13 protein-coding genes are annotated in these 13,028 nt (G+C 55.6%); 5 read left to right on the top strand and 8 right to left on the bottom strand.

Annotation, left to right across the window (positions count from 1 at the left end; all coding sequences use genetic code 11):
• Positions 1–45: 45 nt before the first annotated feature.
• From L383_RS12850 to L383_RS12870, 5 genes are all read right to left on the bottom strand, one after another.
• Positions 46–1,434, bottom strand: a complete 1,389-nt coding sequence (locus L383_RS12850) for a glutamine synthetase family protein (RefSeq protein ID WP_032629318.1) — start codon at positions 1,432–1,434, stop codon at positions 46–48.
• Between the two features lie 120 nt (positions 1,435–1,554).
• On the bottom strand, positions 1,555–2,274 hold the full coding sequence (gene sanA / locus L383_RS12855; protein WP_014884561.1) for an outer membrane permeability protein SanA: 720 nt from the start codon (positions 2,272–2,274) through the stop codon (positions 1,555–1,557).
• Positions 2,275–2,401: 127 nt separating this feature from the next.
• Positions 2,402–3,286 carry a cytidine deaminase gene (cdd, locus tag L383_RS12860; protein WP_014884560.1) on the bottom strand — a complete coding sequence of 295 codons (885 nt, stop codon included), beginning with the start codon at positions 3,284–3,286 and terminating at the stop codon, positions 2,402–2,404.
• Between the two features lie 129 nt (positions 3,287–3,415).
• Complete coding sequence (locus L383_RS12865; protein ID WP_014884559.1) at positions 3,416–4,111, bottom strand: CidB/LrgB family autolysis modulator; 696 nt, start codon at positions 4,109–4,111, stop codon at positions 3,416–3,418.
• Positions 4,108–4,503, bottom strand: coding sequence for a CidA/LrgA family protein (locus tag L383_RS12870; protein ID WP_014884558.1), 396 nt, complete (start codon positions 4,501–4,503; stop codon positions 4,108–4,110). The genes L383_RS12865 and L383_RS12870 overlap by 4 nt, the downstream gene beginning before the upstream one ends.
• A gap of 168 nt (positions 4,504–4,671) precedes the next feature.
• On the opposite strand from L383_RS12870, the gene dusC reads away from it, so the two are divergent.
• The 3 genes from dusC (at position 4,672) to L383_RS12885 (ending at position 7,989) form a co-directional block, all read left to right on the top strand.
• Positions 4,672–5,604 carry a tRNA dihydrouridine(16) synthase DusC gene (dusC, locus tag L383_RS12875; protein WP_023330920.1) on the top strand — a complete coding sequence of 311 codons (933 nt, stop codon included), beginning with the start codon at positions 4,672–4,674 and terminating at the stop codon, positions 5,602–5,604.
• A gap of 151 nt (positions 5,605–5,755) precedes the next feature.
• Positions 5,756–7,174 (top strand): multidrug resistance outer membrane protein MdtQ, encoded by a 1,419-nt coding sequence (mdtQ, locus tag L383_RS12880; RefSeq protein WP_023330919.1) that lies wholly within the window; start codon positions 5,756–5,758, stop codon positions 7,172–7,174.
• A gap of 50 nt (positions 7,175–7,224) precedes the next feature.
• Positions 7,225–7,989, top strand: coding sequence for an SDR family oxidoreductase (locus L383_RS12885; protein ID WP_023330918.1), 765 nt, complete (start codon positions 7,225–7,227; stop codon positions 7,987–7,989).
• Positions 7,990–8,049: 60 nt separating this feature from the next.
• On the opposite strand, the gene L383_RS12890 is transcribed toward L383_RS12885, so the two are convergent.
• The gene (locus L383_RS12890) at positions 8,050–8,622 is read right to left on the bottom strand and encodes a DedA family protein (RefSeq protein ID WP_014884554.1); all 573 of its coding nucleotides are present in this window, start codon (positions 8,620–8,622) and stop codon (positions 8,050–8,052) included.
• A gap of 157 nt (positions 8,623–8,779) precedes the next feature.
• Here L383_RS12890 and L383_RS12895 point away from each other — a divergent pair, with 157 nt between their 5' ends.
• Together L383_RS12895 and pbpG are read left to right on the top strand one after the other, a co-directional pair.
• Positions 8,780–9,367 carry a Yip1 family protein gene (locus L383_RS12895; protein WP_014884553.1) on the top strand — a complete coding sequence of 196 codons (588 nt, stop codon included), beginning with the start codon at positions 8,780–8,782 and terminating at the stop codon, positions 9,365–9,367.
• Positions 9,368–9,534: 167 nt separating this feature from the next.
• Positions 9,535–10,458: a D-alanyl-D-alanine endopeptidase gene (gene pbpG / locus L383_RS12900; protein ID WP_014884552.1), complete on the top strand. Its 924-nt coding sequence runs from the start codon at positions 9,535–9,537 to the stop codon at positions 10,456–10,458.
• Positions 10,459–10,551: 93 nt separating this feature from the next.
• Here the strand turns inward: pbpG and L383_RS12905 are convergent, their stop codons facing one another.
• Positions 10,552–11,106: a GNAT family N-acetyltransferase gene (locus tag L383_RS12905; RefSeq protein WP_014884551.1), complete on the bottom strand. Its 555-nt coding sequence runs from the start codon at positions 11,104–11,106 to the stop codon at positions 10,552–10,554.
• A gap of 112 nt (positions 11,107–11,218) precedes the next feature.
• Positions 11,219–12,967 carry a D-lactate dehydrogenase gene (dld, locus tag L383_RS12910; RefSeq protein ID WP_023330917.1) on the bottom strand — a complete coding sequence of 583 codons (1,749 nt, stop codon included), beginning with the start codon at positions 12,965–12,967 and terminating at the stop codon, positions 11,219–11,221.
• Between the last annotated feature and the right edge of the window lie 61 nt (positions 12,968–13,028).

The raw sequence follows: 13,028 nt of genomic DNA, 5'->3' as shown, positions 1-13,028 counted from the left end.
TCACGTGCTTTACCTGGCCCGCTCACCGAGCGGGCTTTTTTTGTCCTACGCAAGACGTGACTCTTCGCGGGTTACAATGCTTTCAAACCAGTCGAGCTCTGAAAGCTTGCAGGCCACACACTGTTCAGAAAAAGCGTCTCCCAGGCTGTCGGTGAGATACTGACAGCGGGAAAATGTCTCAATCGCCTCCTGCTGAAACAGCGGCAGTGCGGGTTCATCATGCTGAGGTTCAGGTAAACCGTCCTCCTCGATATTTTCCAGCCCGTACAGCATGCCGGTGAGGATAGTTGCGGCGACCAGATACGGATTGGCATCAGCTCCGGCCAGTCGGTACTCAATACGACGGTTGCTGTCATCCGAGCAGGGAATGCGCAATGCGGCGGAGCGGGTGTTATAGCCCCAGGAGTTAAAGACGGGTTCCGTCAGGTTTTTACGCAGGCGGCGAAACGCGTTGACGCCCGGCGCCAGAATGGCAATGGAGGCGGGCATTAGCGCCAGCTGACCTGCGATACATAAACGCATCATGCTGTTAAGCGCATTCACTGGTGAAGCGAAGACGTTTTCGCCCCGACTATTGTTCATGCTGAAATGAAAATGCAAACCGCTGCCGGACTGCTGGCTGAAAGGCTTGGCCATAAAATTGGCCTGCAGGCCGTGCTTTTCGGCAACGTAGCGGGTCAGGCGGCGCAGGGCCAGTACGTTATCGCAGACCTCAACGACGCGGTGGCTATGCTTCAGGTTTAACTCGAACTGCCCGGACTCGGCTTCCGCGACGATCCCTGTCAGCGGGATGCGCTGAAGGTGTGCCAGCTGTTCCAGTTCGTCAAACAGCGCCGTATGTTCTGCCGAAGTATCCATATGAAAGCAGCCCTGATTCTGCGGCTCATGAGGATCCTGCCCCGTCAGGTAGAACTCAATTTCCGGGGCAATCACCGGGAACAGCCCGTGCTGGTGGAAGCGGGCCAGCACGTTCTGCAGTATCACGCGCGGCTCAAGCGGGCAGGGGGCGTCGTCGCTGTCTTTCATCGTCAGCAGGATCTGCGCGTTGTGGTGCGGATCTTGTGCTGAGGGGCGCAGGGAACCGGCGACAGGAATGCAGAGTCGATCCGGTTCATCATTCAGCAGGGCGGCTATTTTCCCTTTCTGATCCATCGAGTAGACAGAGAGGGGAAAGTAGCAGCCTTTTTCCAGATTCAACATGCTCTCTACCGAGAGACGCTTGCCGCGCATAATGCCGTTGATATCGTTGAGGTAAACGTCAACATGTTTTGTCTGCGGGTAACGCTCCAGATAATCCGCCACTTCCACGGAAATGTTGTGCTGCAGGGCATCAATTTTTTCATCAAGCCACAGACCTGAGTTGAGTGCGCCGGGGAGTGATAAACCGGGAAAGCTAAAATACGGACGGATACTTTTGAGGAAAAACGCATTTATTATCGAGTTCATAGTCGTTCTTCAATGAAGCCGTAGCGGCAGTGAACTCAGCTTAAATGGGGCGGCGTAAACGGGGGATAAAAAGCAGCAGGCCCGGCGTAAAGAAAGTATAAAGGCGGGCTATTTTTTCTCTTTCTTCTGCATATCAAGCAGTTGCTCCGGCGTCACAGCCGGGTAACCCTGCGCGTCTTCCGGTACTTCATGCATCGCCGGAATCGGCACCAGCGGGCCTAAAAAGCGCGGTTCACGTTTGAAAATGTAGAGGTCCGCCAATGCGCCAAAACGCGCGCCAAATTCGCGCACGCGCACGCTCAGCATATCTTTAGGCGACGGCACCGCGTAGCACTGCGCCTGAATACCCATATGCAGCGCAATAAACAGCGCGCGCTCGCAGTGGAAACGCTGGGTGATGATGATGAAGTCGTTGGTGTCGAACACTTTGCGGGTGCGCACGATGGAGTCGAGGGTGCGGAAGCCTGCGTAGTCGAGCACGATGTCGGCAGGATCCACGCCTGCGGCAATCAGGTCCTTACGCATCGTCACCGGTTCGTTATAACTTTGCAGCGCGTTATCACCGCTTAACAGCAGATAGTTCACCTTGCCGCTGTTGTAAGCGTTCAGCGCGCCCTGAATTCGGTAACGATAATACTGGTTGATCACCCCGGTTCGGTAGTACTTGGCGGTGCCGAGCACCACGCCTACCTGGCGATAGGGCAGATCCTGCAGGTCATCAAAGATGTAAGGGGCGGTTTTCCAGCTCATCCAGCGGTCGAGACCCAGCACGATCAACAGCAGTATGCCGACCAGGACAGACAGGCTGTAAAAAACGCGCTTTAACATGGAGATGGCTCGTTCGTGGATGAAAGTTCACTCAGGCTACTTTACCCGTCTGGTTAGCGCAAGAAACAGCGACTCAACTGAGGGGTTTTTCAGCAATGTGGCGGACATTTCAGTCCGCCGGAAGGATTTATGCCAGCAGTACGCGGTCGATCGTCGTGCAGCCTAACGCCTTGAGCGTCGCAGCGGTAGCATCCCACTGAATCAGTGGCGCATCGGCCTTTTCGGCCAGAATTGCGCGCTGAATGTCGGGGTAGTCGTAGCCGTTCAGGCTCAGCAGGTTGAGCGCACCCTGCAGCGGCGGCAGCGTTGGGTTAAACGCGGCGTTTTCCGCATAGCTGCCGGTGAAGATACGGCCATCGCGGCACTGCAGCGCCACGCCGCTTGGGGCGTTACTGTACGGAGTGTGGCTCTTGTTAGCCGCACGAATGGCCGCTTCGCTCAGGTCATCGCCGGACAGGGCGAAACCATGATCCTGCTCGTCCATCAGCAGCGTTTTAATGTCCAGATCTTTCGGGCCGAAGGCATCCGGCAGGTAATCGCCCAGCGTGTGTGGCGCACGTCCCGGCAGGTTGATGCGCAGTTGCAGCCCGCTGTTCAGCTCGTTCATAAACTGACGGCAGTGGCCGCACGGCGTGTAGTTCACGGTGATGGCGCTCAGGGCCTTTTCACCGCGCAACCAGGCGTGGCTGATGGCGCTTTGCTCCGCATGAACGGTTTGCTGCATGGTTGCGCCCAGGAACTCCATGTTTCCACCGAAGTACCAGGTTCCGCTGACGCCGCGCGCAATAGCGCCGACGTTGAAGTGGGAGAGATCGGCACGCGCGCAGGCGGCAGCCAGGGGCAGCAGTGCGAAAGCCAGCGCGTCTTCATCCAGTCCCGCTGCTTGTTTCAGCATGGTGACCTGCTCTGCCGTCAGCAGGGCGGGGAAATGTGCATCTGCCAGGACGGGAGCAAGGGCTGATTGCAAATTCTCTGCAAGCTGAGCGAAGGCAGCTTGAAAACGTGGGTGCATGGCGTTTGCCTCATAAAGGTTAATGGATCGGTAGTTTACGGAGCCGCTGGGGCTTTATATGTGATCCACTTCTCATTATGTATGCAACTTATGAAATCAAAATGAAATTTGCGCGACGCATCGCAAATTTTAGCCCATCACCGCCAGAATCAATGGGAAAATAAACGGGGCGAGCAGGGAGGTGATAATCCCGCAGATCACCAGCGCCAGGGAGCTAAAAGCCCCTTCCTGATAGTCCAGCTCCGCGCAGCGGGCGGTACCCAGGGCGTGCGAGGCGGTGCCCATCGACAATCCCCGCGCCGCTTTAGTATGGATCCGCATCGCGTTCAGGAGGGTGTGACCAAACACCGCGCCGAGAATACCGACGAAAATGACGCACATCGCGCTGATGGCCGGGATCCCGCCGAGGCTGCCGCCTACCGCCATTGCGATAGGTGTGGTCACCGATTTAGGCAGAATAGAGGCCGCAATTTGTGGCGAAGCGCCCATCAATAGCGCCACCGACGTACCGGTGATCATCGCCACCAGGCTGCCCACAAAACAGATAGTAATGATGGATTTCCAGCGGGCGCGGATCTGGTGCAGCTGCTCATATAAAGGAAAGGCGAGGGCCACAACGGCGGGCTGCAACAGGTCGTTTAAGATTTTGCTGCCGGCAAAGTAACGTTCGTAAGGGATGCCGGTGAGCAGCAGGAAAGGAATAATTACCACCATCGCCACCAGCAGGGGGTTGAGCAGCGGCATTTTGAAGCGTGCGGCAAGTTTGCGCGCGGCGAAGAAGACCAGCAGGGTTAACGGCAGAGACCACCAGATATTAGCCATCATTTTTTTGTTTTCTCCCCGATGACGTTACGTTCGCCATGTACCAGATGTGAACTCCAGCTCACAACAAGGAAAACCACCAGCGTGCTAACCGCGCAGGAGACCACAATCGGGCCGAACTGGGCTTTGAGCAAATCAAAATACTGCATGACCCCGACGCCGATGGGCACGAAAAGCAGCGCCATATAGCGGATGAGGACGAAACAGCCGGGGTTAACCCACTTTGCGGGCAGAATTTGCAGCGCCAGTAAAACAAAGAGGATCAGCATGCCGATAATGCTGCCAGGAATGGTGATAGGCAGCAGCGACGCGATAAAAATCCCAGCATACAGGCAGGCGTAAATCAGGACGAATGCGCGCAGATATTGCCAGATAATGTTCAATGATTTGCTCATGGTGATAGTCCTTGATGAAACGCATTCATCATACAATTAAACCTGAAAATGTGCCACGGATCACATCATGAATTTTGAGCATACCAGACATTCCGGAATGGAACGCCGGGCTTTCCACATACATACAGAGCAGCTACTATAGCGCGTCTTTTTTCACAGGTACTCAGAATGCGTGTTTTACTGGCCCCGATGGAAGGCGTGCTCGACTCTCTTGTGCGCGAGCTGCTTACCGAGGTGAACGATTACGATCTCTGCGTGACGGAGTTTTTGCGCGTGGTCGATATGTTGCTGCCAGAAAAGTCATTCTATCGTCTCTGTCCTGAACTGCACCGCCAGAGCCGGACGCCTTCCGGTACGCTGGTGCGGATCCAGCTGTTAGGCCAGTATCCTGAATGGCTGGCGGAAAACGCCGCCAGGGCCGTGGCGCTGGGTTCGTATGGCGTCGATCTCAACTGCGGCTGTCCGTCAAAGCTGGTCAACGGCAGCGGCGGCGGGGCAACGCTACTCAAGGATCCTGAGCTGATTTATCGCGGCGCAAAAGCCATGCGCGAGGCGGTACCCTCGCATCTGCCGGTCACCGTGAAAGTTCGTCTGGGCTGGGACAGCGGAGATAAGCAGTTTGAAATTGCCGATGCGGTGCAGCAGGCTGGGGCTACCGAGCTGGTGGTGCATGGCCGCACCAAGGAAGATGGTTATAAAGCTGAGCGTATTAACTGGCAGGCGATTGGCGAGATCCGCAAACGGCTCACTATCCCGGTGATCGCCAACGGCGAAATCTGGGATTATGAAAGCGCGCAGGCATGCCTGAAAGAGACGGGCTGCAATGCGGTGATGATTGGCCGCGGTGCGCTGAACGTGCCCAACCTCAGTCGCGTCGTGAAATATAACGAACCGCGTATGCCATGGGCTGACGTGGTGACGCTGCTGCAAAAATACAGCCGTCTGGAAAAGCAGGGTGATACCGGTTTGTATCACGTCGCGCGCATCAAGCAGTGGCTGAGCTATTTACGTAAAGAATACAGCGAAGCGCTGGGGTTATTTCAGGCGATCCGCACGCTCCAGACGTCGGCTGAAATTGCGCGGGTCATTCAGTCAAAATAACTAGCGGTAATATTTAAATTTAAATAATTCACTGGGTGAATATTTTGCTGATTATGTAAATGTATAACAATTTGCGGATTGCCACGCGTTACTAAAAAACGGAAAGTCATCAAGCGTAAGTTGCGCCTTTATTTTTTGAGTGCATGGCGTAATGAAACGTTTTCTTATTTTATCTCTGAGTGCTCCCCTTGTTTTTATGCTGGTTGCGTGCGCACCGGAACATTCCACGGTAGCGCCAATAAAAACGCAGGCGACAGCTGCATCTGTAAATACCCGACTTAACCATGCGGACTGGCCGAAAAACGAATGGTGGAAAGAGTATAACGACCCGCAGCTAAATACGCTTATCGCGAAAGCGATAGCGGATGCCCCGGATATGCAAATTGCCCGGCAACGTATTACGCTCGCGGAAGCACAGGCGAAGGCCGCTATTGCTGCCGATGGCCCACAACTGGATTTTTCTGCGGATGTTGAACGGCAGAAAATGTCGGCAGAAGGCCTGATGGGCCCGTTCGCGCTGACCGATCCGGCGGCGGGAACGACCGGCCCATGGTACACCAATGGCACTTTTGGCCTCACGGCGGGGTGGGATCTGGATCTGTGGGGGAAAAATCGCGCCCGGATTGCCGCGCGTATCGGTAAAGTGAATGCGCAAAAAGCGGAGCTGGAGCAGACTCGCCAGCTGCTTGCCAGCAGCGTTGCGCGCCTTTACTGGGCGTGGCAGACCCAGGCTGCTGCCGGAGATGTCCTTTCCCAAATTAAGCAGGAGCAGAAAAATATTATCGATGCCGATCGCGAACTGTATCAGCAAGGTATTACCTCCTCGGTGGAGGGCGTCGAAACCGATATTTATGCCAGCAAAACGGATGAACAGTTAGCGGACGTGAAGGGCAAAATGAAGGCCATTGAGGCGCGACTGACTGCGTTGACCGGTACATCGGCCATAGCCCTTACGCGCCATGCGTTGCCTGCGACAGAAGCCTCGCTCCCTTCAACGCTGGGATATGAACTGCTGGCGCGCCGCCCGGATCTTCAGGAGGCGCACTGGTATATCGAAGCCTCCCTGAGCGAGGTGGAGGCCGCCAGAGCCGCGTTCTATCCTGACGTGAATCTGATGGCCTTCTTACAGCAGGATGCCCTGCACCTCAGCGATCTGTTCCGCTCTTCCGCTCAGCAGATGGGCGTGACCGCCGGTTTGACCCTGCCGATTTTCGACAGCGGCAGGCTGAACGCCAATCTGGATAGTGCCCAGGCGCAGAATAACCTCTCTGTCGCGAACTACAACAAAGCGGTGGTGGAGGCGGTGAATCAGGTGGCGCGTACGGCCAGCGAAGTCGAAACCCTGACGGCAAAAAACCGTCACCAGCAGCAGGTCGAAAAAGACGCGGCACGTGTAGTGGCGCTGGCGCAGGCTCGTTTTAGGGCAGGTATCATTGCGGGGTCGCGGGTCAGCGAAGCCAGAATCCCGGCGCTTAAAGAACACCTTGAGACGGTCATGCTGAAAGGACAGTATATCGACGCCACGCTGCAACTAACGTCGGCGCTGGGGGGCGGCTATCATCACGGCTAAAAAGAGGCGTTATCTATACTTATCTCTTTGCTGTTTTTCAGGAGGTGAGTATGACCAGAGTAGCGATTGTTACCGCATCGGATTCCGGGATTGGTAAAACCACGGCCCTGATGCTGGCAGAGCGCGGGTTTGATATTGGCATTACCTGGCATTCTGATGAAAAAGGTGCGCTGGAAACCTGCCGTGAAGTGGAAGCGAAGGGGCAGCGAGCAGAGGCTGTCCATCTCGATTTAAGCACGCTCCCGGAAGGTGCTGAAGCCATTGACGTGCTGATTGCGCGTTTCGGTCGGCTGGACGTGCTGGTTAACAATGCCGGGGCGATGACCAAAGTGCCCTTCCTGGAGATGCCGTTTGACGACTGGCGGAACATCTTCACCGTCGACGTGGACGGTGCGTTTCTCTGTTCGCAGATTGCGGCACGGCAGATGGTGAAGCAGGGGGAAGGAGGGCGAATTGTCAACATTACCTCGGTGCATGAGCACACGCCGCTGCCGGAGGCCAGCGCCTACACCGCTGCGAAACATGCGCTCGGCGGCCTGACCAAATCCATGGCGATAGAACTGGTTAAGCACAACATTCTGGTGAACGCCGTCGCGCCGGGTGCCATTGCCACACCCATGAACGATATGGACGACAGCGAAGTGAAAGAAGGCTCAATGCCGGAAATCCCACTGGCGCGCCCCGGGCATACGAGAGAAATCGCCAGCCTGGTGGCGTGGCTGTGCGACAGCGACGCCAGCTATACCACCGGGCAATCGTTTATCGTTGACGGGGGTTTTATGCTGGCGAATCCGCAGTTTAAGCCGGAGGGATAGCTACTTTTTGCCCTCTCCCTGTGGGAGAGGGTAAGGGGCAGGGCATCAGGCCGCATCCGGCTACGCCTCATCCCGCGCCTTTTCCCGATGTTTCAGCCACAGCCTGACGCCAATCACCGCCACAACCACGACAAGCAACCATGCCCAGTGCTTCAGATGCTGGTCGAGATTATGCAGCCACGGACCTATCACCTCGCCTCCCACGTAACCGAGCGTCGTAAAGATCAGCGCCCAGGCAACGGCGCCAAGAATATTCAGCGGCAGGAAAATTTTCGGCGGCAGACGGCTGGCGCCAATCAGTATCGGCCCGATTATCCTGAAGCCGTACATAAAACGGGTGCCTATGACGAACAGGTAAGGGTGGCGCTGGATCAGGCGCTGCGCGCGGTTAATTTTCTTTTTGTGTTTAGCGAAACGCTTGAGAAGCGTCGGACCAAAGCGCAGACCCAGAAAGTAGAGTAGCTGATCGCCAATCATGCCGCCCAGCGCGACCGCAGCGACGACCAGCGGAAATTTCAGTAAGCCCTGATGCGCGGCGACGCCGCCTAACAGCGTGATGGTTTCACCTTCTGCCACGCTACCAATGACCAGCGCGGCATAGCCATATTGTTCAATGAGTGCGTTAATATCCATTACGTAAATGTTATCTCCCTCAGCGTACCTGGTTTAATCATATACCCCATGAATCAACAGCGGGGAAATCAACGGAAATTTCCCACTGTACATAAAATAATCTAAAGCCTGCATTATACTTAAGGTATCGCTGACGGGCCGACAACAAGGGGGCGCTATGAACCATGTCTGGGGACTTTTCTCCCATCCCGATCGTGAAATGCATGTCATCAAAAGTGAGAACGAAACGGTCTCGCATCATTACACCCACCATGTGCTGCTGATGGCCGCGGTGCCGGTAATATGCGCGTTTATTGGCACAACACAAATCGGCTGGAATTTCGGTGACGGCACCGTGGTTCAGCTTTCCTGGTTTACCGGGCTTTATCTTGCCATTCTCTTTTATGGCCTGATGCTGGCGGGCGTGGCGGTCATGGGGCGTGTCATTCACTGGATGGCACGTAACTATCCGCAACGTCCATCGCTGGCGCGCTGTATGGTCTTCGCTGGATACGTCGCGACCCCGCTGTTCTTAAGCGGTATTGTTGCACTGTATCCACTGGTCTGGTTGTGCGCACTGATCGGTACGATTGCTCTCTGTTACACAGGTTATCTGCTGTATCTGGGAGTTCCAACCTTCCTGAATATCAACAAAGAAGAGGGGCTGAGCTTCTCCAGCTCAACACTGGCTATCGGTGTGCTGGTGCTGGAGGCGTTACTGGCACTGACGGTTATTCTTTGGGGTTATGGATACCGTCTCTTCTAAGCTCACTGCATTGCTGGCGTAAATGCCAGCAATGCAGCATCTGTTCACGATTATCCGCTGGCGACAAAGCACTGTGACGGCTATGATGCCGAAGCCAGCCTGCGTTTATCCGTCGACGCAGGCGGTGTACGTCATTACGTGCGTGAATAATTATCAGAAGTCTCACCATGCTGAAATTCCGAGTCTCTTTACTTAGCCTGGCGCTGTTGCTGGGGGCGTCCGCTGCTGTGCCAGCCGTCGCTAAAACGCCCGCGGTGACCACTGCTGCTGCCCAGCCGCAAATTGCATCCGGCAGCGCGATGATTGTCGACCTCAACACCAATAAGGTGATTTACGCCAGCCATCCGGACCTGGTGCGCCCGATCGCTTCAATAACCAAATTAATGACCGCGATGGTGGTGCTTGATGCCCATCTGCCGCTGGACGAAAAACTGAAAGTGGATATCAGCCACACGCCAGAGATGAAAGGGATCTACTCTCGCGTGCGCCTGAACAGCGAAATCAGCCGTAAAAACATGCTGCTGCTGGCGCTGATGTCATCCGAAAACCGTGCGGCCGCGAGCCTGGCACACCACTATCCTGGCGGTTACGACGCGTTTATTCGCGCGATGAACGCCAAAGCCAAAGCGCTGGGGATGAACAATACGCACTATGTTGAACCGACGGGTCTGTCGATTAACAACGTCTCGACGGCACGCGATCTGACGAAACTGCTGATTGCCAGCAAGCAGTATCCGCTGATTGGCCAGCTCAGCACGACCCGTGAAGAGATGGCGACCTTTGCCAACCCGGCCTATACGCTGCCGTTCCGCAACACTAACCATCTGGTTTACCGGGATAACTGGAATATTCAGCTAACGAAAACCGGATTCACCAACGCGGCAGGACACTGTCTGGTGATGCGCACCGTGTTTAACGGTAAGCCGGTGGCGCTGGTGGTGATGGATGCCTTCGGGAAATATACTCACTTTGCGGATGCGAGCCGCCTGCGGACCTGGATTGAGACCGGGAAAGTGCAGCCTGTACCGGCCGCGGCTTTGACGTATAAAAAGCAGAAAGCGGAGCAGATGGCGACGGCGCAGAACGATTAGGTACCTCTGCGCGCTGATGCCCTCACCCCAACCCTCTCCCACAGGGAGAGGGAGAACACACTAAAAACGGTAACCCAGGTTACCGTTTTGCTTTTATTCCGGCAGCGTCCAGTCCCCGTCGTTGAGCGGGCGCTGCATAATCACCGTATCCCGCCAGTCGCCTTTCTTGTATCCCACGCTGCGCAGCTGACCGACAATCTCGAAGCCATGCTTTTTATGCAGCCGCAACGAACCGGCGTTGTTATTGCCATCTCCCACTACGGCAATCATCTGCCGCCACGGGCCTTGTTCGCAGCGTGCGATAAGCGCATCCATTAATGCTGTGCCAAAACCGCGGCCGGTGGTGCTGGCGTCCACGTAAATCGACTCTTCCAGGGTATAGCGGTAGGCGTGTCGCGGTCGGTAAGGACTGGCATAGCAGTAACCCACCACGATGCCGCGATACAGCGCGATGAGCCACGGTAAACCGTTCTCAGCCACGCTTTTCATACGCTGGCGCATTTCGTCGATAGTCGGGGGGACTTCTTCAAAGGACGCGCGTCCGTGAAGCACATGCCAGGCATAAATTGCGGTGATGGCATGCACATCATCGGGAAGGGCGTCGCGCACTTCCAGTTCGGTTTCGGATAAAACGTCAACAGCCGACATGATGTGCCTGCTCCTCGTGATCGCATGCCGGAGAAACGTTTCTCCGGCGACAGACCGTTACTCTATTACGATTAACAAGCGCTAAACAATCTCTCAAATTTGGCTGTAGGAATTAATCAGACGCTTGCGTTAAGTGCTGCTCCGCGTCTGGGCTCTCTTTCCAGTATTTCTTCCGCGTTGTTTTACCAATGCCGGGGTTCATGCTGTTTGTAGGGTCATTCTCGCGATAAAACTGCTTAAGTGCGTCAGGAGCTTTATAAAGATGCCCGACGTTGTGTTCCGCAGGATATTGTGCGCCACGCTCGTGAAGAAGGGCGAGCATCTGCTCTTTCAGTTCGTGGGCATCAACCCCTTTTTTGACAATGTAATCCTGATGGAAGACATAGCACATAAAATGGCCGTAATAGAGCTTATGCACCAGCTTGCTGTCAATTTCCGGCGGCAAATGCTCAAACCACTCGGTGTCGTTACGGCGCAGGGCAATATCCAGCGCCAGGATATCTTCCACCTCGTCAGAGTGTACTGCCTGGTAACGGATAGCGGCTCCCGCCGCGGCAAAACGGTGCAGGAAGGCTTTGCTGCCCTCTTCAGGGGTACAGGCGAAGAAATCCCCTTCGGCGGTTTTGAAGAAGTCGGTGAGCCAGGCCTGCGCTTCGGCAATCCCGTCCCCGGCCATTTTCAGCAGCAGATGATGTTCGTACTTATCACGCCAGGTTTTCATTCGCTCCGGCAAATGCGCCGGGAAAACGTTGCCCAGCTTCTGCATAAAGCGGTCGGTGAAGTGAGGTTTGAACAGCGACACTTTCTCCAGCATCGCATCGGTGCGGCCCTTCATGGTGAAGAAGAACGGCATTTTGTCGGTGCCGAGCTTGTCGATCATCAGGAACGTATCTTTGCCGTAACGCTCGGCAATGTCGTAAATGTCCCGATGCATATATTCGCCCGCCACCGGCAGGTGGGTGAATTCGCCCAGAATATGACGACGGATTTCGGTTAACACTTCAGGCTGGTTGGTGCCGATATAAAACACCTGCTGCTTTTTCTCTGCCGGGAAGGTGTCGAGACGCACCGCGAAAACGGCAAGCTTGCCCGCACAGCCGGAGGACTCAAACAGACGGTCCGGGTCGGCGTTATAGCGCGCCGGCGTATCGGCTTCAATATCGCGCACGCGGGTAATGTAGTCATGGTCGTGCGCGTGGCGGCCATCGTGCTGAACGTCTTCATCCTTCACGCGATCGTCGTCGAGCTTGCTGAGGATCTGTTCCGCCGTGACGCCCAGGTCGATACCCAGATGGTTCACCAGCGTCAGCTTGCCGTCTTCATTGATACGGGCAAACAGCGACATCTCGGTGTAAGCCGGGCCGCGCTGCACCAGCGAGCCGCCGGAGTTATTGCAGATCCCACCGACGACCGAGGCGCCAATGCACGAGGAGCCGATCACCGAATGCGGTTCGCGTCCCAGCGGCTTAAGCGCTTTTTCCAGCGAGTAAAGAGTGGTACCAGGGAAGGCGAGTACCTGCTCGCCTTTATCCAGCAGATGCAGCTTGTCGAGGCGCAGAGTGCTGATAATCACGATGTCACGATCGTAATCGTTGCCGTTCGGCGTAGAACCTTCGGTCAGGCCGGTGTTGGCCGCCTGCATTAATATAATCTTGTCGGCGGCAACGCAGGCGCTCAGCACGCGCCACAGTTCCAGCAGCGTGCCCGGAAAGACCACCGCCAGCGCCTCGCCCTGACCGGAGCGGAAACCCTTACGGTAGCGGGCGGTTTTAGCCGGGTCGGTGAGCAGGTGAGAGGAGCCAACCAGGCGCGACAGTTCGTTAATGAATGTTTTGTTATCGTCAGTTCGAACAGAAGACATCTTCCACTCCTTGTGGTGGGGCAAATTTCTCGCTGTAAAGCATAGCGCGATTAACAGTTTC

Source organism: Enterobacter sp. MGH 37 (assembly GCF_000534515.1).
Taxonomy (GTDB): Bacteria; Pseudomonadota; Gammaproteobacteria; order Enterobacterales; family Enterobacteriaceae; genus Enterobacter; species Enterobacter kobei.
This window is presented reverse-complemented; position numbering and strand designations above follow the sequence as displayed.